The organism is Ellagibacter isourolithinifaciens (assembly GCF_008831035.1).
Lineage (GTDB): Bacteria > Actinomycetota > Coriobacteriia > Coriobacteriales > Eggerthellaceae > Ellagibacter > Ellagibacter isourolithinifaciens.
In genome coordinates this window covers 20,128-37,916 of sequence record NZ_WAJR01000022.1, presented here as the reverse complement: position 1 = coordinate 37,916, position 17,789 = coordinate 20,128, and the positions used below count along the sequence as shown (strand labels likewise).

Genomic DNA, 17,789 nt, shown 5'->3' with positions numbered 1-17,789 from the left:
ACGCGTAGGAGTCCACTCGCGCGAGAAGGCCTGTCGCCTGCATGATGTCGAAGCCCAGCGCATCGCACGCGTCCTCGACCGACTGCCCCTGTTCTTGCACGGCAATCAGCAGCTTGTCGAGCGTCTCGTAGTCGATGCCCATGGAGGCCTCATCCTTCTGTCCGGGAGCGAGCTCGGCGCTCGGTGGCTTCACGAACACGTTCTCGGGAATGGGTTCGACGTCACCCGCCGCGCGCGCCTGCTCGTTGCGCCAACGGCCCACCTCGTACACATCGGTCTTGTACAAGCCGCCGAGCGGGGCAAACGCGCCCGCCGTATCGCCGTAGAGCGTGGAGTAGCCCATCGCCGCCTCGGACTTGTTGCCAGTGTTCACGAGCATCCAGCGATTCGCATTCGAAAGGGCCATGAGAATCACCATGCGGCAGCGGGCCTGCGTGTTCTCGGAAGCCAAACCCTCGAGCTTTTCCTTGTAGGACTTGCGAATGACCTGCTCGAATGCCTCAAACGGCTCGCAAATCGACACCGTATGGCTCTCGATGCCGAGGTTTTCCGCCAAGGTGAGGGCATCATCGATGGAATGACCAGTCGAGTAGGGACCGGGAAGAAGCACGCCGTGCACGTTCTTGGCGCCGAACGCGTCGACAGCCATGACCGCCGTCACCGACGAGTCAATGCCGCCCGAAAGACCGATGACGACTTGCGAGAAGCCGATGCCCTTCGCGTACGCTGCGAGCGCGTCGACGCATGCCTGATACTTGTCCCCAGCTTTCATAGAGCCTCCTTGCGCAACAATCCGCGTGATGCGACTAAGTATGCCAGTCCATTGTTTCAGACGCGTTGCAACCTCATAGGTCGAGCTCCACCTTCGACCCGAAAGGCCACGGGCGGGGGTCCCGCGCGCAGTTCCGCAGCGCAGCGAGGACTGTCTGAGCACGGGGCCTCCGCCCGCGGCCGTAACCTTGCAGGTTGAACTACGGCAGACAACCCCGCAGGTCGAATTACGCCTTACGGATGCGCTCGGCGAGCCAGCTCGTCCACGCCTCCAGGCCTTCGCCCGTCGTCGCGGAGAGAGGGAAGATAGGAGCCTGCGGGTTCAGCTGGTTCACGCTTTCCTCGAAAGCCTCCTGGTTGAAGTTGAACACCGGCATCGTGTCAACCTTGTTCAAGATGACTGCCTCAGAAACCTGGAAGACGCCTGGATACTTGAGCGGTTTGTCGTCGCCTTCCGGCACCGACAAGATCATGACCTTGGCGTTCTCGCCCAAATCGAAGTCCGTCGGGCACACGAGGTTGCCCACGTTCTCCACGATAATCAGGTCGAGGCGCTCAAGGTCGAGCACATCGATGGCGCGCTTGATCATGGCGCTTTCCAGATGGCACGCCCCACCAGTGTTGATCTGCACGGCGGCAATCCCCTGCGCCTTGATCTTCTCGGCGTCGACGCTGCTCGCGATATCGCCCTCGATGACAGCGATGTTGAACTCATCGCGCAGGGCGTCAATCGTGGCCAAGATGGTCGAGGTCTTGCCCGACCCCGGGCTCGCCAAAAGGTCAACCACGTACACGTGGTGCTCGGCGAACCGTTCGCGCAGCTCGCGCGCGATGGCGTCGTTCTTATCGAGAATAGGCTGCTTCATATCAATCTTCATGGGAATCTCCTTCCTCATCGTCGGGCAGGTCGACTTCGATCGAATCGATTTGCAGCTCCCGCCCGCACAGAAGCTCGGTTGCGAACCCATCGCATTCCGGGCAGAACATATGGAACCTATCGTGCTCGAAGACGGCGCCGCATTCGAGGCAGCGGCTCTTCGGCTTGATCATGTTAATGGCAAGCTCGGCGCCCTTCGCATACGGGTCGTCCTCGGTGAGGGCCTCCCATGCGAACACGAGCGCATCCTCGATCGCCTCGGTCATCTCGCCAATCGACAGGTTAACCTTCAGAAGACGGGTCGCGCCCGAATCGCGCGCAGCTTTCTCGGCAGCCTCGATGACGCCCGTCATGATTCCCAGTTCGTGCATGAAACCCCCATCGCGAAAGGCGTCTTCCCAGACGCGCCGTCCATCCGCCTTCTATGGTAGTAGAACGCAGATATATACGTAAGGCCACCCTAGACGAGTGGCCTTAACCGAATCAACAAAGCGAAGCGAGCTAGTCCTCCGCTTCCTCCGCGGCAAGCTCGGCGTTCTGCTTCTTAATGCGCTTCGAAAGCACGATGCGCGCCAGCAGAAGCGACGCCTCGTAGAGCACGACGAGCGCAGCGAACATGAGCAGCATCGTGATAGGACTCGCGTCCGGAGTGATCATCGCGCAGAGCACCATGAGCACGACGTAGATGGTGCGCCACTGCCCACGCATCTTCTTGTAGGGAATGATGTCGAAGATGACCAGGTAGAACACGACGACCGGCAGCTCGAAGGCGAAACCGAAGCCGATTTCGAACTTGATGATGATGTCAAGGTAGGACGACGCCTGCGGAAGCACTTGCGCGCTCATGCCGTACGCCTGGTCGGTGAGCCACTGGAACGCCGGGTCCAGGATGATGAAGTAGCAGAACAGCGTGCCGAAGATGAACAGGAACACCGCGATCGCGAACGTCGGGATGAACCACTTGCGCTCCTTAGGCTTGAGCGCCGGCAGGAAGAACGCGAGAATCTGCCAGAGGATGACAGGCGAGCACGCGACGACCGATGCCCAGAAGGACAGCTTGAAACGCGTTGCGAACGCGTCGAAGGGCGTCGTGTACATGCCTTGCTGGAATCCCTCGGGGAGGAACTCCGAGATAGGCGCGAACAGGATGACCGAAAGCGTCGGCGTTGCCATATAGAACACGCAGACGGCGATGAGCAGCACGACCACGATACGGACAAGGCGCATGCGCAGCTCGCCCAGATGGTCGAAAAGGGGCATTCGGGCAGGACCGATAGGCATCGCTTACTCCCCCTTCTCTTCGCTTGCAGGCGCGTCGGCGGCAGCCGCCTTCGTTTCCTTGCTCTCAGATGCGCTGGCGTTGCCGTAGAGCTCATCGGCAGTCGGCTTCGCGTCGGCTTTGCTCGCCTCGGCGCGTGCCGCGGTCGCAGCGACCGCATCGGCAGCCGCCTGCTTTTCAGCCTCGGCCTTCTCAGCCTCCTTGCGAGCAGCACGCTCGCGGTCGTAGCGCGCTTTGCGCTCGGAGAAGCTCTCCTGCTTCGCGTCCTTCGCGGCGTTCACTGTAGACGTTGCGGCCTTCTTCACGTTCTTCGCACCCGACTCTGCGGCGTTACCCATCTTCTCGAGCGCGTCGAGCGGGTTCTTGAACGGGTCTTCCGCGTCGGGGTCGAAGATCTTCTCTTCCTTGATGACCTTGTTCATCTCATCTTGGGCGCTGCGGAACTTCGCGATGGCCTTGCCAAGCGTCTTCGCCATGGCGGGAAGCTTGTCGGGACCGAAGATAAGGAAACCGAACAGCAGAATGAGGAAAAGCTCAAATCCACCTATGCCAAACAAAATAAACTCCTTCGGAGGAACAAACCGGAAAGGGTTGCCACGCGTACCGAACTATTATCGGGCACAGCAGCGGTCTATGGTAGCACACCGCGCACCACGCCACGATTTCCGCACGCTCCCCTCAAACGAAAAAACAGCCGGGCAGCCCTGCAGCTCGCCGCAAGACCGTCCGACTGCCACCGTTACGCCGTGAGCACGGACAGCGCGATCGTGGGAATGCCGAGCGCCAGAACGAGAATCACGCACACGACCACGGTGAAGATCTTCTTCATCTTAGCCGAGCGCTCCCGTTGCGCTTGCGCGCGCGCCTCGCGTTCCTTCGCTGCCTTGATGCGGTCGCTTTTCTGCTGCGCCGTCAGCTTCTGCTGCTTGTTGCCAGATTTCTTGGCCATGGGTTACAGCCTCAGCTTTCCACGGATCTCGATGACGCGGGCAATGTGCTTGGCAACCTCCACGTCGATGTGCCATTTATCCCGCTCGTAGAGCGTCTTGCCGTCGACCATCGTCATGATGACGTCGGCGGAGGTGCAGGTGTTCACCATTGCCGAGACGGGGTTTGTCGAAGGCGACTGCTGCGAGCTCGAAAGATCGACCGCGATGATGTCAGCGCGCTTGCCGATTTCAAGCGACCCGATCTCGTCGTCGAGCTTGAGCGCACGGGCGCCGCCGATGGTCGCCATCTCGAGCATCGACTCGGAATCGAGGAAGCGCCCGACGTTGACAGCGCGCTGTATAAGCATGCCAAGACGCATCTCGGAGAGCATGTCGGTCGAGTCGGTGGCGGCGGGAGAGTCGGTGCCGATGCCGACGCGCAGGCCGGCGCGCATGAACTCGTCGACGGGCGCCACGCCCATGCCGAGCTGCGCGTTGCAGCGCGGGCACACGGCGATGGCCACGTTATACTCCTTGAGCTTCTTCACGTCTTCCTCGTCGGTGTGCACGCAGTGGACGGCAAGCACGTTGGGAGACTCGAAGGCGCCCCAGTTCAGCGCATAGCGAACAGGGGAAACGCCCGTCGGGAGCCAAGGCGGAATCTCGATGAAGCCGCGACGGACCGACTCGCCGTGCACGGAGAACGACGAGGAGCCGCGCTTCACGAAGTAGTACTCCTCGCGGCTGCCGGCAAGATGCATGGCCACGGGCAGGTCGTCGCGCGTGGCGAGCTCGGAGACCCTGCCGAACACGGCGGGGTGACACATGTAGATGGGAGCGGGCGCGATACCGATCGAGATGCGGTCGGGATCCACTTCCTGGGACCAATGCATGATGTCGTTTTCGGCGGCGCGCATGGCGTAGTCGATGCGGCGCTTGTCCATGACGCCCACCTCGCGATAGACCACGCCGCGAAGGCCGAGCTTCTGGGCCGCCGTGCAGGCAGCGCCCGTGGTGGTGATGTCGGCCACGCAGGTGATGCCGGACGCGAGCGCGTCCAAGCCGCCCAAAATGGCGGAGTCGTACCAGTCGGACACTTCCATCTTCACGGAGAGGGCGGCAACGGAAGCGAGCCAGGTGATGTAGGGTACGTCGTGCACGATGCCCCGCATGATCGAGTTCTCCATATGAGTGTGGAGATCGACTAGGCCAGGCATGATGGCGGCCGTCCCGTAGTCAAGCACCTCTTCGTCCGGATAGCGCAGCCTGAGCATCTCGGTTTTGCCGATGTCCCGAATTCGTCCGTCTCGAACGAGAACGGCGCCCCCGACGATGGGGTCGGAGGTGACGGGCAGAACATATTGTGCGCACAACAACATAGCTTGAGCCTCACTCGCCCTTGGTTTCATTAGTCACGATATGATAACACTGGGTTCGCACATCCCCCGAATCCACACCTTGGCAATCGGCGACGGGGAGAAGGCGGGCGATTTGGCGTATACTGAAGCGTCCCGCAGACAAGCGAAAGCGTCACATCAGGAGCACGACCACCATGAGCATCGACACCGCAACGGGCAAGGAAGCGCCCGCCGAGATATCTTCCGAACGCGTGAAGGACATCTTCTCGTCAATCGCCAAGAAATACGAGCGGTTCAACGCCGTATCGAGCTTTGGCGCCTACAAGTCATGGCTCGCAGGAATGATGAGGCAGGCCCCCATCGAGCCGACCGACGACGTGCTCGACATCGCGGGAGGCACCGGGGACGTCACCTTCACGGTGGCGCGCACGAAGCATCCGCGCCATATCCAGTGCACCGACCTGGTAAACGAGATGCTCGGCGTGGCACGAGCGCACTACGCCGACGGGGCCGCATGCGGCGTGCCCGTCGATTTCGAGGTGGTCGACGCGCAGAACATCCCCTATGCGGACGCGAGCTACGACGCCCTCACCATGGCATACGGCATCCGCAACATGCCCGACCGCCCGCGCGCGCTCTCCGAGATGCTCCGCGTGCTGAAGCCGGGCGGGCATCTGGTGTGCCTGGAGTTCTCCACGCCGCCGAACGCGGTGTGGCGCGCGCTGTACAACTTCTACCTGAAGCACCTGATCCCCTTCTGGGGCGGCCTTATCACCGGGGACAAGGCGGGGTTTGTGTACCTGTCGAAGTCCATCAAGGCGTTCCCGAACCAAGAGGGCCTCGCGAAGATGATGCGCGAGGCGGGGTTCGTCGACGTCACCTGGAAGAACTACACCGGCGGCATCGCCGCGGTGCATGTGGCGAAAAAGCCCGAGTAACGACGAGGGCCCCGCAGCGTAATGCGAGGCGTGACGACGAGGACCCCGCAGCGTGATGCGGGGCGCAACGACGAGGACCCCGCAGTTCAATGCGGGGTCCTCGTTTCGTAAGCGCTGGTGCGCGATGCCCATGCAAAGCTCCGCTGAAAGCAGCGCCTTTTAGGCTGCACGGGCTGTCCGAGCGGCACCGCCCGCAGAGGACGGTGCGAACCGGACAGCTCGCGCAGCTTGACTTCTATTTGCCGCCGTCGAGATTGCTCTCGCTCCAGTGGTCGGAGAGCTTCTCGAGCAGGCTGATGAGCTCGGCTTTGTCGTCGTCGGAGAGAACCGAGAACAGCTGCTCGTTGTACTTCGTGCGCTCGCGGGAGCAGCGGCGGGCCTCCTTCTTACCCTCCTCGGAAAGCGAGACGATTACCGAGCGACGGTCCTTCTCGCTCGGGGTGCGCTCCACAAGACCTGCGCGATCAAGGCGAGCGATCTGCTCGGAGAGCGTCGCGGCGCGGACGTTCATGACCTCCGCAAGCTCACGTTGGCTCACCGGACCGGTTTTCAACAACGCCGACAAGGTGCCGGAGCGCCCACCGGATCGGTTTCCGCGATGGACAGCGACGTGCGCACAATGATGGAACAAATCGACGAGCTGCGCATCCTTGTTCTTCGGCTTCTTACTCTGGGATGCCATGAGGTCTCCCTTCTCGTTTCGAGGCGGTGTTTTGACTTGCTCATTTGATACACTTTTTTTCCTTATGCAACAAGGTATCTAAGGTCACACTACACAGTTACCGCACAAAGTTGCGACTGGGACGAAAATGCACCAGCATCACCAGATTTTACGTGTAATCGTAAAATTATTGTTGACGCATGCTTTCTCCAAAAATCGTCCATTTTTGCACGGGATGGGGACATCGTTTTCACCACTTATCATTAGATTCCTCCCAGTATTGTCCCTTGCGCATCATCGCTCAGCTTGCGAATCTTTCGCGCCATCTATACAGGTCCCGAGAAATCGCTATGATGGGCACATGGGAAAACGAGCCTCGAAAAACGACGATTCGCGCGGAGGAAGCCCACGCGAGCAGCTATGGTCAACCACCTTCGTCTTGGTTGTCGCCTCAACGTTGTGCTGCTTCATGGCGGGCCAAGGGCTCAACTCAAGCACGTCGGTCTATGTCGCCCTCTATGGCGGAACCGCCGCGTACGCTGGCGTTTTGGCAGCCGTGTTTTCGGGAGCGGCGGCCGTCGTGCGCCTGCTCTCGGGGCCGCTGATCGACGGGCGCGGGCGCCGCATCGTGATGCTTTTCGGGTTCGCCGTGCTCATCGTCGGGACCGTCGGCCCCCTGTTCACCCACGACGTCGCGCCCTTCGTGGTGTTCCGCATCCTGCAAGGAGCCGGCTTCTCGGCAGTGACCACCGCGTCGGCGACCGCCGCAGCCGATGCGCTTCCCGCGTCGCGCATGGGGGAAGGAATCGGTTACTACGGGCTTGGCCAGGCGCTTTCCATGTCGGTTGGACCCGCCCTCGCTCTCGCCCTCGTGTCGACCGACCCGCCTGAAAACCTCTTTGTCGGCGTGACCGCAATCGCCGTGGTCGGGCTTTCGATGATTTTCCTCTGCCGCTACGAGAAGCACCCCGAGATGTTGCCCGAGGAAGCGGTCTACCGGCGCAGGCTCGAAGAAGGGGAAAGCGAGGCCGCACGAACGGGAGCAGCCGAGGCGGCTGAAACGACCACGTCAACCGAGCAGTCCAGGATGGAGGGGCGGCCGAAGCGCGAAAGCATCGCCTCCCGCATCTTCGAGAAACACGCCCTCCCAGGCACGCTGCCCATGATCGTGCTCTCCCCGGCGTTCGGGTTCGTGATCTTCTTCGTCGGCCTGTACGGCGCCTCGCTCGGCGTGGGGAACGCGGGGCTGTTCTACACCCTGTCAGCCGTGAGCATGATTCTCGTGCGCCTAAAATCGGGCGCCTTCATGGACCGCTTCGCGCCCATCGTGATCCTGCCCGTCGCACTGGCGTGCGGCCTCGTCGCGTTTGCCATGCTCGTCGCCTGCGGGACGGTTCTCGACGGCGCACCCGTACGCGATGCGGTGTTCAACCTGTCGGGAATCGTGTACGGCTTCTGCATCGGCATCGCGCTGCCGCTCAACCAGTCGGTGGCGGTGAAGAACACACCGCCCGAGCGATGGGGAGCCGCCAACGCGCTTTTCCAGCTTGCAAACGACGTCGGCATCGGGGGCGCCTGCGTGATCTGGGGAATCGTGAACGATTGTTTCGGGTTCCCCGTCACCATCTGCTGCGCGATGTGCTGCATCGCGGCGTCGTACTTCGTCGCGCGAGCCGTTTATCCGAAGGAATAGTAGGTCACGAACAAAGACGTCCTTGCCGGAAGACGATTTCCCTCGCCCCCTGCTTCCAGCAGCAGCACCTCGCCCCCCGTTCCCGGCGGCAGCACCAAGCGTCCGCGCCCCGTTTGCTTCCAGCAGCAGCACCGCGCGCCCTAGTAGGGCTCGTCGAGGTTGACGTGCGCTTTCGCGTCGAAATCGAACGAGAAGAACTTCTTCTGCCTGAAGCGATCGAGCGCGACGAGCGCGATCATTCCCGCATTGTCGCCGCATGCCGAGAGGGGCGGCAGCACCAGGCGCACACCCGCCTTCGAGCACATCTTCTCGTACGATGCGCGGAGCACGGGGTTCGCCGCGACGCCGCCGCCCACGCAAAGCGTGCGAGCGCCCGTCATATCGAGAGCACGCTTCGCCTTCGTCACCTGCACGTCGACCACCGCCGCCTCGAAGCTCGCACAGATATCGGGCACGTTGAGCTCGCGCCCAGCCTCCCGCTCGCCGTTGATATAGGTGACGACTGCCGTCTTCAATCCCGAAAGCGAGAAGCGCAAATCGCCCGAGTGCATCATCGCGCGCGGGAAGGCGATGGCACGCGGGTCGCCCTTCACACCGTAGCGCGAGATCACAGGCCCGCCGGGGTATCCCAGCCCGAGCGCCTTCGCGACCTTGTCGAACGCCTCGCCCACCGCGTCGTCGATGGTGGTGCCGAGCGTTTCGTAGTCGCCCCAGCCCTTCATGTGGACAAGCATGGTGTTGCCACCCGACACGAGCGACACCACGGCAGGTGGGGTGAAATCGGGACACCCGATACGATTGGCGTACAGGTGGCCTTCCAGGTGGTTCACGCCGATGAGCGGTACGTCCGCCGCCCACGCCGCGCCCTTCGCGAACGCCACGCCCACAACAAGCGCGCCGACAAGCCCCGGCGCATATGTGACGGCCACCGCGGAAAGATCGCGCCAGCGAAGCGATTTCATCCCGAGGTTTTTCGCCGCGACCTCGAGGCATTCGTCGCATACGCCGCAGATAGCCTCGATGTGCTTGCGGCTTGCGATCTCGGGAACGACGCCACCGAAGCGCGCGTGGAAGTCGATCTGGCTTGCAACCACATCCGAGGCAAGCGCCCCTTCCCCGTCGACGATCGCCGCGGCGGTCTCGTCGCATGAAGACTCGATCGCCAGGATAAGCGGGCGCGATGCTCCCGCCGCGCCGACGGCAGTCGCCTGCACGTCGTGCGAGGCGTCGACTTGCAGTTCCATGCCCGCGACCAGCCGCGATGATTCCTCGGCAGGATCTGTCGCACCCACGAGAGCCGCCAGATCACCCTGCATGATGAGCGCATCCTCGCGGTCGGAGTAATAGCGGGGACGCGTGCCCACGGGCGTAAGGCCAAGCGCCTTGTAGAGCGCCTGCGCGCCCTCGTTACCCGCGCGGACCTCGAGCGAAACCGTCTGCGCACCGAGGTTGCGCGCGTCGGCCGCAACATGCGCGAGCAGCTCGCGGGCGATGCCGCGGCGGCGCCACGCCGGGTCCGTTCCCACTTTCAGGATCTGCACATCGCCGTCGACCACCCAGCCGCCGGCATACCCCACAAGCGTGCCCACCTCGCCTGGTTTGCCTTCGCTCGCGTACGCCGCCCACCAGGTGCGATCGCGCCGCGGGATCTCGTCGGCCACGAGCGACTCGTTCCACGCATCGCTTCCCATGATGCGCGACTCGAGCGCCGCGACGCACCCCACATGGGAAACGTCGAGCGGCTTGTACGATACTCCCTGCTCATCGGGCGGAGCCACGAGAATAGACTGCTCGTGAAGCGTGGCATGATGTGCAGGCGAGGTCTCCTCGTAAGCGGACGCCTTCCCCGCGAGCGAATGGACGAGCGACGGATGGGCCACCGCCTCGGCGTCTTGGACGCCCGTGCGAAGGTTCGCATCGGGAACGCCCGGCTTCGCCTCGCCCTCGCGGGCCGCACCTTCGCGAGCCGCGCGGGCTGCACGGGCACGCTCGTTTTCTTCCGCATCGGACAGGCGCGTGTACACGGGGAGCGCAAACGCCGGGTTATGACGCACTGCGTCGAACGGGTCGCATTCCCCGCTGCGCCACGCAGCCTGAAGCGCGAGGAGAAGCCCTGCGCCCGTCGGCGTCCATGTGTTCTCGGGAAGAACCTCCCCGCATGGCGCGAACAGGTCGCGATACTTCTTCAGCGCATCCCCCGCAAGGAGAAGCCGCTGACCAGGAAGACTCGCAACAACAAGTTCACCGGAACACGAAAGCTCCTGAGGGCGGGCGGCGTGCTCCGCGCGCAGTTCCGCAGCGCAGCGAGGACTGTTTGAGCACGGAGTATGCCGCCCGGCCTCAGGAGCGCCGGCGTCGGAAGCGCCAGGGGTCGTCGTATCGCATTCCACAAGCTCTTCAGCGGCCAAATCCGCCTTCACGACGCGGTCGGCCTCGAGGCGATGCGCGCCCGCATCGTCGACGAGATAGCGGACGGGATAGACCTCCTTGCGCATAGCGTCGGCCACCACGGCGACCTCGCCGCGTGCGCCAAATTCCCAAACGTCCCAAGCCACCGCGTCGAGCGAGGACACGCCAACAAGCCCCACCTCGAGCGCGCTCGCGATGCCCTTTGCCGTCGCCATAGCGATGCGCACGCCGGTAAACGAGCCGGGGCCACGGCCGACGCACACGCACGCGATCTCCCCGCGTGCAATCCCGTTTTCGGCGAGTAGCGCATCGATACGGGGGATGAGCTGAGTATTCGATTGGCGGCGCGCCTCGATTTCAGCATGTGCGACAAGCTCGACCGCGCGCGCTTCCTCGTGAAGCACGCCCACGCCGATGGCAATCACCTCGTTGGCAGTGTCGAAGGCGAGCACATAGGCGGGTTCGTGACGGGGCGCATCGACGCCAAGCGCAGCCGATGCTGGAGATTTCGTTTCGCTCATAGTATGCAATGTTTCCGTTTCAGAGGGAGAATCGTTCGTGCGCATGATAGCGCACCGCGCGCGTCAGTTCAGCTTCGATGACGTTTTCACCAGATGAGAGCGTGAATCGTTCGACCATACGCACAGAAGCTGACGCGCCCTGTCGCCGACGGAGTGAACCCGCACGACGCGGGAGCCGTCGTCGCTGACGGTAATCGAAACATCGAGATAACCGTAGGGCAGCTCCTCGGGGAACTTCTCGCCCCATTCGAGGAACGCGACGCCATCACCTTCGACGAGGTCGTAATAGCCGACGTCTTCCAACTCCGAGGCATCTTCCAGACGGTAAAGGTCGAAGTGATAAAGCGGAACCGAGCCCGAGGAGTATTCGATCACGATGTTGAAGGTCGGGCTGACCACGTCGTCGGTTATTCCCAGGCCAGCCGCGACGCCTTGGACGAACTGCGTCTTCCCCGCGCCCAAATCGCCCGAGAGCACCACGACATCGCCCTCATGGAGATACGGCGCGAGCGTCTGGCCGAGCTTCTTGGTCGCCTCGGTGGAAGTGGTTTTCCGCATGTATGAAAGTCCGTTTGCCATGCGCCCATCATACGCCCTGCACCAGGCGGGCGGAGCAACCCGACAACAAACGCACGAAAGCGCACTTCCTTGGTGCCCTCCGCCGCGCAAGAGGCAAGCACCCCATCTGCCTGAGCCGAATCGCCTTCGATGTTCCGCCATGTTGGGCGCTGCCCCAACTCGCTCAAATGGCCGCGAACAAGGGGTTTTTGCTCGCCCCGACGCCCGCCTGCGCGATTCACGCTATAGTAAACGAAACGAATCCGCTCGTCGCAGCGCGCATGGCGCAAACACCGCAGCCCATGCGTCGCAAGCGCCCCGATTTGCGCGCTGCGAGAGCTCAGGCCGCCGACGCCCGGTCGCGGCGCCACGCAAGAAAGGAACCCCATGTACGAACAACGCATAGAAACGGTTCGCCGCCTCCTCGGCGAGATGGGCCTCACGCAGATGATCGTGAGCGACCCGCGTTCCATCCAGTATCTCACCGGCGCTTACGTGGAACCGGGCGAGCGATTCCTGGCGCTTACGATCGTCGAGGGGAAAGCGCCCGTCCTTTTCTTGAATCGCCTGTTCACAGCTCCAAAACCACTTCCCTGCGAAGTGTTCTCGTTCGACGATGTGGACAACCCGCTTCCTGAGGTGGCAAAGCTCCTGCACGCTGAGGAGACCTGCGGCGTCGACAAGAACCTCGCCGCCCGCTTCCTCGTGCCGCTGATGGAGGCGCATGCGGCGAAGTCCTTCGCCCTGGGGTCTCCCGCCGTCGATGGCGCGCGCGCCATCAAAAGCGTCGAGGAGCAAGCTCTCATGCGCGCAGCGTCGGCAACGAACGACCAGGCCATGGCACGCTTTCGCGAACTCGTGCACGAAGGTGCAACCGAACGGGAAATCGCTGATGAGCTCGAGAAAATCTACCGCGAGCTGGGCGCTTCAGGACACTCTTTCGACCCGATCGTGAGCTTCGGCGCAAACGCGGCAGACCCGCACCATATGCCCGATGACACGAAGTTGAAAGTCGGCGACGTCGTGCTCTTCGATGTGGGATGCCGCCAGGACGAGTACTGCTCGGACATGACGCGTACCTTCTTCTGGAACGAGCCGACCGCCAAGCAGCGCGAGGTGTACGAACTGGTGCGCCGCGCAAACGAAGCGGGCCGCGCAGCGGTACACCCCGGCGCGCGCTTCTGCGACATCGACAAGGCGGCGCGCGATGTCATCGCCGAAGCCGGATACGGCGAGTATTTCACCCATCGCTTAGGGCATCAGATCGGCCTTGACGAGCACGAGCCGGGAGATGTCTCTTCCGTTCACGACGAGGAAATCCAGGTCGGGATGTGTTTCTCCATCGAACCGGGAATCTATCTGCCAGGCGAGTTCGGCGTGCGCATCGAGGACTTGGTGTGCGTGACCGACGACGGCTGCGAGGTACTCAACAGCTACCCCCGCGACCTCACGGTGCTAGGCCCCCGATAGCTCGACGGTGCGAAGCGAATCGTGCTCGCGAGAGGCCGCCGCACGGCGGCCCTACCTCCCCGCCATCTTCTCGGCAGCATCCACCACATGTGCCATGGTGACACTCGTCGTGACGGTGCCGATACCACCGGGAACGGGAGTGATAGCGTCAACGACGGGCTCAACCTCGTCGAAGTTCACATCGCCGCACAGCGTACCGCGCGAATCGAAGTTGATGCCCACATCGAGCACCGTCTGCCCCGCACGAAAGTATTCCTTGCCGAACGCGTGCGCGCGACCGACGGCGCAGATGACGATGTCGGCCGTCCGGCACAGCTCGGGCAGGTTCTCGGTGCGCGAATGGCAGATGGTGACGCTCGCATTGCGGCGCAGGAGCATCATCGAGACGGGCTTGCCCACCACAAGGCTTCGGCCGATAACCACAACGTGCTTTCCCACCAGGGGAATCCTATAGAAGTCGAGAATCTCTACGCACGCTTGCGCCGTGCAGGGAGGGAAGCCGTCGCTCGAATCGGTGAACACGGAAGCAAGCGACGCGAGCGAGATGCCGTCGATGTCCTTCTCCGGCGAAAGCATGTTGCACAGCGCCTTCTCGTCGAGAAAGCTCGGCAGGGGACGAAACATCAGGCAGCCGTGCACGGTCTTGTCGTAGTTGATGGATTGCAGCGTCGCTTGCACAGCAGCCTGCGGCGCCAGGTCGTCAAGCACGTAGGGCTTGGTGGAAAGCCCTAGGCTGGCGGCGCGCTTCTTCGCGGTGCGCTCGTAGGACAAATCGTCGGGGCGCTCCCCCATGCGCACGAGAGCAAGCGTGGGCTCGACGCCGCGCGATTTGAGCGCCTCGATGCGATTGCGCAGGTCGATCGCCATATGATCGACGACTGGTTTTCCTTTGAGAAGCGTTGCCATAATCCACCTTAACCCTTAAGGGCCCTTATTTATGAAACTTCCTTGACGACGAAATCGAACAGCTCATCGCAGCGCTCGCGCGTCGTCGACGCGATTGCCGAAGCCTCCTCGCGAACACGGAGCGCCCTTGCGGGGTCGTCCATCGAAGCCGCGTTGATATACACGTTCAAACTTGCGCCATCGACCGCGGCTCGGGCGAACGCGGCCGAAACCCCCGCATCCGACCTGGCCATTCGGCTGCCATGGTGAGCCAGGTAGTCGGCATGGTCGACCACGCGCGCCACCGTGCGCATGATATCAAGCGGCACCTCGGTCGCCCCGACAAGCGCCCGCTGAAGCGCCTCCTGCTTCGCCGCAAGCTCTTCCGGCGTGCCCTTCGGCATGCGATACGCCGTCGCAAGCGGCTCGAACGCGTGCGCATCGGCGTCAACAAGCTCGATCAGGCGGGAGCGAAGCTCCTCAAGCTCCTCAAGGTGATGCATGACTTCGCCCTCGACCTCGACATACGTCTTCTTCCCCACGGTGAGGCTGCCCACCATGGACGCGAGCGCCGCAGCGAGCGCACCGACGTACGCCGACGCCCCGCCCCCGCCAGGAGCGGGGGCCGCGGACGCAAGCTCCTCAACGAAACAGGTGTCTACCATCAAAGCCTCTTCCTCGTTTCAAGCCCTCAAACTGATAGGGCGATTAGGGTACGGTAACCCACCATTGTTTCGAGCATGCAACGACTGCCGCGAGCGCTCGCGCACCACTGCACGAGCGCAGAGCTGCCGAAGCGGGTTTTCTTTAAAACAGCCCCGTGATCTTTCCGGTCTCGTCGACGTCGATCTTGAAGGCGGCAGGCGATTTGCCCAGGCCTGGCATCGTCATGATGTTGCCCGTGAGAGCCACCACGAACCCGGCGCCGGCGCTCACCTTGACGTCGCGCACCGTGATGCGGAACCCGCGCGGCGCGCCAAGCTTCTTCTGGTCGTCGCTGAAGCTGTACTGGGTCTTCGCCATGCACACGGGCATGTCGCCGAAGCCGAGCTTCTCCAGTTTAGCCAGCTCCTTTGCCGCCTTGGCATCGAAATCAACCCCGTCGGCGCGATAGACGCGCGTGGCGATGGCCTCGATCTTCTCGCGCAGGCTCAGGTCGCTCTCGTAGGCGAACTGGAACGTATCGGCGCCGCGGCCGGCCTCGTCGCCCTCGTTGCACAGACGCACGACCTCGTCGGCCAGCGCCAAGCCGCCTTCGCCGCCCTTCGCCCACACCTCGGAGAGCGCCACGTTCACGCCCAGCTCGCGGCATTTGTCCTCGACGAGCTTCAGTTCTGCCTCGGTGTCGGTCGGGAAACGATTGATGGCGACCACGCAGGGCAGGTTGAACACCTGGGTGATGTTCTCCACATGCTGCAGCAGATTGGGAAGGCCCGCCTCGAGCGCCTCGAGGTTCTCCTCGTTGAGCGCGTCTTTCGCCACACCACCGTGGTTCTTAAGCGCGCGGACCGTAGCCACCACGACCACGGCGTCGGGCTTGAGGCCTGTCAGGCGGCACTTGATGTCGAGGAACTTCTCCGCGCCCAGATCGGCACCGAAGCCAGCCTCGGTGATGGCGTAGTCGCCAAGCGCCAAGGCCATCTGAGTCGCCATGATGGAGTTGCATCCGTGCGCGATGTTGGCAAAGGGGCCGCCGTGGATGAACGCGGGCGTGCCCTCGAGCGTCTGCACGAGATTCGGCTTGAGCGCGTCCTTGAGCAGCGCGGCCATAGCGCCCTCGGCGTGCAGATCGTGAGCGGTGACAGGCTGGTCGTCGAAGGTGTAGCCCACCACGATGCGGCCGAGGCGCTCCTTCAAATCGGTAATGCTGGTCGCCAGGCAGAAAATAGCCATGACCTCGGACGCCACGGTGATGTCGAAGCCGTCCTCGCGGGGCACACCGTTGGCTTTGCCGCCCAGGCCGTCGACGATGTTGCGCAGCTGCCGGTCGTTCATGTCGACCACGCGCTTCCAGGTGATTTTGCGCACATCGATGCCGAGCTGGTTGCCGTTGTGAATGTGCGCGTCGAGCATAGCCGCAAGCAGATTGTTCGCAGCACCGATGGCATGAAAATCACCGGTAAAGTGCAGATTGATATCCTCCATAGGAACGACCTGGGCATATCCGCCGCCCGCAGCTCCGCCCTTGATGCCGAACACGGGGCCCAAGCTCGGTTCACGCAAGGCGACCATCACGTTCTTGCCGCGCTTCGCGAGCGCATCGGCCAGGCCGACCGTCGTGGTGGTCTTACCCTCGCCCGCCGGCGTGGGGTTGATCGCCGTCACGAGCACGAGCTTGCCCGGCGTATGCTCGTTATCGCGCAGAAGGTTGTAGTCGACCTTCGCCTTGTACTTGCCGTACATCTCGAGATACTTATCGTCGATACCCGCCTTCTCGGCGATCGCGTCGATGCGCTGCGGCTGCGCAGCCTGTGCGATTTCGATGTCACTTTGCATGTCGACCCTTCCCTTCGAATGTTAATTTCCCGCCTTGGTGCATTCAGCATACACAAGGCGCAGCCCGACGAGCGTCAGGTCGGGCTGGACGGCGGTGATGGTACGCGAGTGCCCGGCGATAAGGGGCGCAAGCCCGCCCGTCGCGACGACTGGGGCGTCGTATCCGAGCTCCTCGACCGCACGATGCACAAGCCCGTCGGCGCGATCGGCCTCGCCATAGACGATGCCCGCTTGCAAGGCCTCCTCGGTGTTGCGCCCGATGGCGTGATGGGGATCGATCAGGTCGATCGCAGCCAGGCGTGTGGCGTGGGAGAACAGCGCCGCCGCACCCGTCTGGACACCCGGCGCGATGATGCCGCCCAAAAAGCGCCCTTGCTTATCGACCACCTCTATGTTGGTCGCCGTGCCGAAGTCGACGACAATGACAGGAGAGCCGAACAGCTCGCGCGCCGCGACGGCGTCGGCCACGCGATCCGATCCGATCTCGCGCGGGTTGGGATAGTCTGCGTCGAAAAGCGAGCCCGCCGTCTTTGCCGAGCATACAACGGCGCGAACGCCCGCCAAATCCTGCACCGCACGCGTCCAAGCTCCCGTGAGCTGGGGTACTACCGACGCGAGCGCCGCACCCGTGATGTCGCTCGCCTGGAGGTTCTCGGACTGGAGCAGCGGCAGAAGCTTCACGCGCAGCTCGTCGGCGGTATGGTCGCGGTTGGTGGCGACGCGCCACATGCGATCGAGGCTTTCCCCCTCGTAGACGCCGATGGCGGTCTGGGTGTTCCCCACATCGATGACAAGTAACATGATTTTGACAGTCTCCCTTCGCCGCACATGGCAAACGCGAATTGTCTATAGTGGTAGCTGGCATGATACTACCAGGAAAAGGCGCCCGAAGACGCCGCGAGCGCCGCCCGGGTGCGAACGGCGACGGCTGCAAGCGCCCGTAA

Annotated in this window: 17 protein-coding genes; 3 read left to right on the top strand and 14 right to left on the bottom strand. The window is 62.9% G+C overall.

Translation table 11 applies throughout. The features are described from left to right. The 7 genes from nadE to F8C90_RS08290 form a co-directional block, all read right to left on the bottom strand. Positions 1-772, bottom strand: a 772-nt coding sequence (gene nadE, locus F8C90_RS08320; protein ID WP_158050055.1) for an NAD(+) synthase, incomplete at its 3' end; no start/stop codon positions are given. Positions 773-998: 226 nt separating this feature from the next. Continuing rightward, on the bottom strand, positions 999-1,649 hold the full coding sequence (gene hypB, locus F8C90_RS08315; protein ID WP_158050054.1) for a hydrogenase nickel incorporation protein HypB: 651 nt from the start codon (positions 1,647-1,649) through the stop codon (positions 999-1,001). Next, positions 1,639-2,019 carry a hydrogenase maturation nickel metallochaperone HypA/HybF gene (locus tag F8C90_RS08310; RefSeq protein ID WP_158050053.1) on the bottom strand — a complete coding sequence of 127 codons (381 nt, stop codon included), beginning with the start codon at positions 2,017-2,019 and terminating at the stop codon, positions 1,639-1,641. Before F8C90_RS08310 ends, hypB begins: the two co-directional genes overlap by 11 nt. Before the next feature lie 130 nt (positions 2,020-2,149). Next, positions 2,150-2,929, bottom strand: coding sequence for a twin-arginine translocase subunit TatC (gene tatC / locus F8C90_RS08305; RefSeq protein WP_158050052.1), 780 nt, complete (start codon positions 2,927-2,929; stop codon positions 2,150-2,152). Positions 2,930-2,932: 3 nt separating this feature from the next. Continuing rightward, positions 2,933-3,484: a Sec-independent protein translocase subunit TatA/TatB gene (locus tag F8C90_RS08300; protein ID WP_158050051.1), complete on the bottom strand. Its 552-nt coding sequence runs from the start codon at positions 3,482-3,484 to the stop codon at positions 2,933-2,935. Between the two features lie 182 nt (positions 3,485-3,666). Beyond that, positions 3,667-3,876, bottom strand: a complete 210-nt coding sequence (locus F8C90_RS08295) for a CASC3 protein CASC3 (RefSeq protein WP_158050050.1) — start codon at positions 3,874-3,876, stop codon at positions 3,667-3,669. A gap of 3 nt (positions 3,877-3,879) precedes the next feature. Further along, positions 3,880-5,235, bottom strand: a complete 1,356-nt coding sequence (locus F8C90_RS08290) for an amidohydrolase family protein (protein ID WP_158050049.1) — start codon at positions 5,233-5,235, stop codon at positions 3,880-3,882. Between the two features lie 173 nt (positions 5,236-5,408). Here F8C90_RS08290 and F8C90_RS08285 point away from each other — a divergent pair, with 173 nt between their 5' ends. Next, positions 5,409-6,152, top strand: a complete 744-nt coding sequence (locus F8C90_RS08285; protein WP_158050048.1) for a class I SAM-dependent methyltransferase — start codon at positions 5,409-5,411, stop codon at positions 6,150-6,152. Between the two features lie 235 nt (positions 6,153-6,387). Here the strand turns inward: F8C90_RS08285 and F8C90_RS08280 are convergent, their stop codons facing one another. Beyond that, positions 6,388-6,834 carry a MarR family winged helix-turn-helix transcriptional regulator gene (locus F8C90_RS08280; protein ID WP_158050047.1) on the bottom strand — a complete coding sequence of 149 codons (447 nt, stop codon included), beginning with the start codon at positions 6,832-6,834 and terminating at the stop codon, positions 6,388-6,390. Positions 6,835-7,174: 340 nt separating this feature from the next. On the opposite strand from F8C90_RS08280, the gene F8C90_RS08275 reads away from it, so the two are divergent. Continuing rightward, positions 7,175-8,506, top strand: coding sequence for an MFS transporter (locus F8C90_RS08275; protein WP_211361072.1), 1,332 nt, complete (start codon positions 7,175-7,177; stop codon positions 8,504-8,506). Positions 8,507-8,646: 140 nt separating this feature from the next. Here the strand turns inward: F8C90_RS08275 and tsaD are convergent, their stop codons facing one another. Together tsaD and tsaE are read right to left on the bottom strand one after the other, a co-directional pair. Beyond that, positions 8,647-11,436 (bottom strand): tRNA (adenosine(37)-N6)-threonylcarbamoyltransferase complex transferase subunit TsaD, encoded by a 2,790-nt coding sequence (gene tsaD, locus F8C90_RS08270; protein WP_158050046.1) that lies wholly within the window; start codon positions 11,434-11,436, stop codon positions 8,647-8,649. A gap of 63 nt (positions 11,437-11,499) precedes the next feature. Continuing rightward, positions 11,500-11,994 (bottom strand): tRNA (adenosine(37)-N6)-threonylcarbamoyltransferase complex ATPase subunit type 1 TsaE, encoded by a 495-nt coding sequence (tsaE, locus tag F8C90_RS08265; RefSeq protein ID WP_158050045.1) that lies wholly within the window; start codon positions 11,992-11,994, stop codon positions 11,500-11,502. Between the two features lie 387 nt (positions 11,995-12,381). On the opposite strand from tsaE, the gene F8C90_RS08260 reads away from it, so the two are divergent. Further along, positions 12,382-13,464, top strand: a complete 1,083-nt coding sequence (locus F8C90_RS08260; RefSeq protein WP_158050044.1) for a M24 family metallopeptidase — start codon at positions 12,382-12,384, stop codon at positions 13,462-13,464. Between the two features lie 51 nt (positions 13,465-13,515). On the opposite strand, the gene F8C90_RS08255 is transcribed toward F8C90_RS08260, so the two are convergent. The 4 genes from F8C90_RS08255 to F8C90_RS08240 form a co-directional block, all read right to left on the bottom strand. Further along, positions 13,516-14,370 carry a bifunctional 5,10-methylenetetrahydrofolate dehydrogenase/5,10-methenyltetrahydrofolate cyclohydrolase gene (locus tag F8C90_RS08255; RefSeq protein WP_158050043.1) on the bottom strand — a complete coding sequence of 285 codons (855 nt, stop codon included), beginning with the start codon at positions 14,368-14,370 and terminating at the stop codon, positions 13,516-13,518. A 29-nt stretch (positions 14,371-14,399) separates the two neighbouring features. Continuing rightward, complete coding sequence (locus F8C90_RS08250; RefSeq protein ID WP_158050042.1) at positions 14,400-15,014, bottom strand: cyclodeaminase/cyclohydrolase family protein; 615 nt, start codon at positions 15,012-15,014, stop codon at positions 14,400-14,402. 142 nt (positions 15,015-15,156) lie between these two features. After that, positions 15,157-16,845 carry a formate--tetrahydrofolate ligase gene (locus tag F8C90_RS08245; protein WP_158050041.1) on the bottom strand — a complete coding sequence of 563 codons (1,689 nt, stop codon included), beginning with the start codon at positions 16,843-16,845 and terminating at the stop codon, positions 15,157-15,159. Between the two features lie 21 nt (positions 16,846-16,866). Next, positions 16,867-17,646, bottom strand: a complete 780-nt coding sequence (locus tag F8C90_RS08240; protein ID WP_158050040.1) for a type III pantothenate kinase — start codon at positions 17,644-17,646, stop codon at positions 16,867-16,869. Positions 17,647-17,789: the final 143 nt, after the last annotated feature.

Excerpts from the sequence above, each read along its gene's own strand:
- hypB (WP_158050054.1), bottom strand. The coding sequence starts at position 1,649 with ATGAAGATTGATATGAAGCAGCCTATTCTCGATAAGAACGACGCCATC.
- F8C90_RS08310 (WP_158050053.1), bottom strand. The coding sequence starts at position 2,019 with ATGCACGAACTGGGAATCATGACGGGCGTCATCGAGGCTGCCGAGAAA.
- tatC (WP_158050052.1), bottom strand. The coding sequence starts at position 2,929 with ATGCCTATCGGTCCTGCCCGAATGCCCCTTTTCGACCATCTGGGCGAG.
- F8C90_RS08295 (WP_158050050.1), bottom strand. The coding sequence starts at position 3,876 with ATGGCCAAGAAATCTGGCAACAAGCAGCAGAAGCTGACGGCGCAGCAG.
- F8C90_RS08290 (WP_158050049.1), bottom strand. The coding sequence starts at position 5,235 with ATGTTGTTGTGCGCACAATATGTTCTGCCCGTCACCTCCGACCCCATC.
- F8C90_RS08285 (WP_158050048.1), top strand. The coding sequence starts at position 5,409 with ATGAGCATCGACACCGCAACGGGCAAGGAAGCGCCCGCCGAGATATCT.
- F8C90_RS08280 (WP_158050047.1), bottom strand. The coding sequence starts at position 6,834 with ATGGCATCCCAGAGTAAGAAGCCGAAGAACAAGGATGCGCAGCTCGTC.
- F8C90_RS08275 (WP_211361072.1), top strand. The coding sequence starts at position 7,175 with ATGGGAAAACGAGCCTCGAAAAACGACGATTCGCGCGGAGGAAGCCCA.
- tsaD (WP_158050046.1), bottom strand. The coding sequence starts at position 11,436 with ATGAGCGAAACGAAATCTCCAGCATCGGCTGCGCTTGGCGTCGATGCG.
- tsaE (WP_158050045.1), bottom strand. The coding sequence starts at position 11,994 with ATGCGGAAAACCACTTCCACCGAGGCGACCAAGAAGCTCGGCCAGACG.
- F8C90_RS08260 (WP_158050044.1), top strand. The coding sequence starts at position 12,382 with ATGTACGAACAACGCATAGAAACGGTTCGCCGCCTCCTCGGCGAGATG.
- F8C90_RS08255 (WP_158050043.1), bottom strand. The coding sequence starts at position 14,370 with ATGGCAACGCTTCTCAAAGGAAAACCAGTCGTCGATCATATGGCGATC.
- F8C90_RS08250 (WP_158050042.1), bottom strand. The coding sequence starts at position 15,014 with ATGGTAGACACCTGTTTCGTTGAGGAGCTTGCGTCCGCGGCCCCCGCT.
- F8C90_RS08245 (WP_158050041.1), bottom strand. The coding sequence starts at position 16,845 with ATGCAAAGTGACATCGAAATCGCACAGGCTGCGCAGCCGCAGCGCATC.
- F8C90_RS08240 (WP_158050040.1), bottom strand. The coding sequence starts at position 17,646 with ATGTTACTTGTCATCGATGTGGGGAACACCCAGACCGCCATCGGCGTC.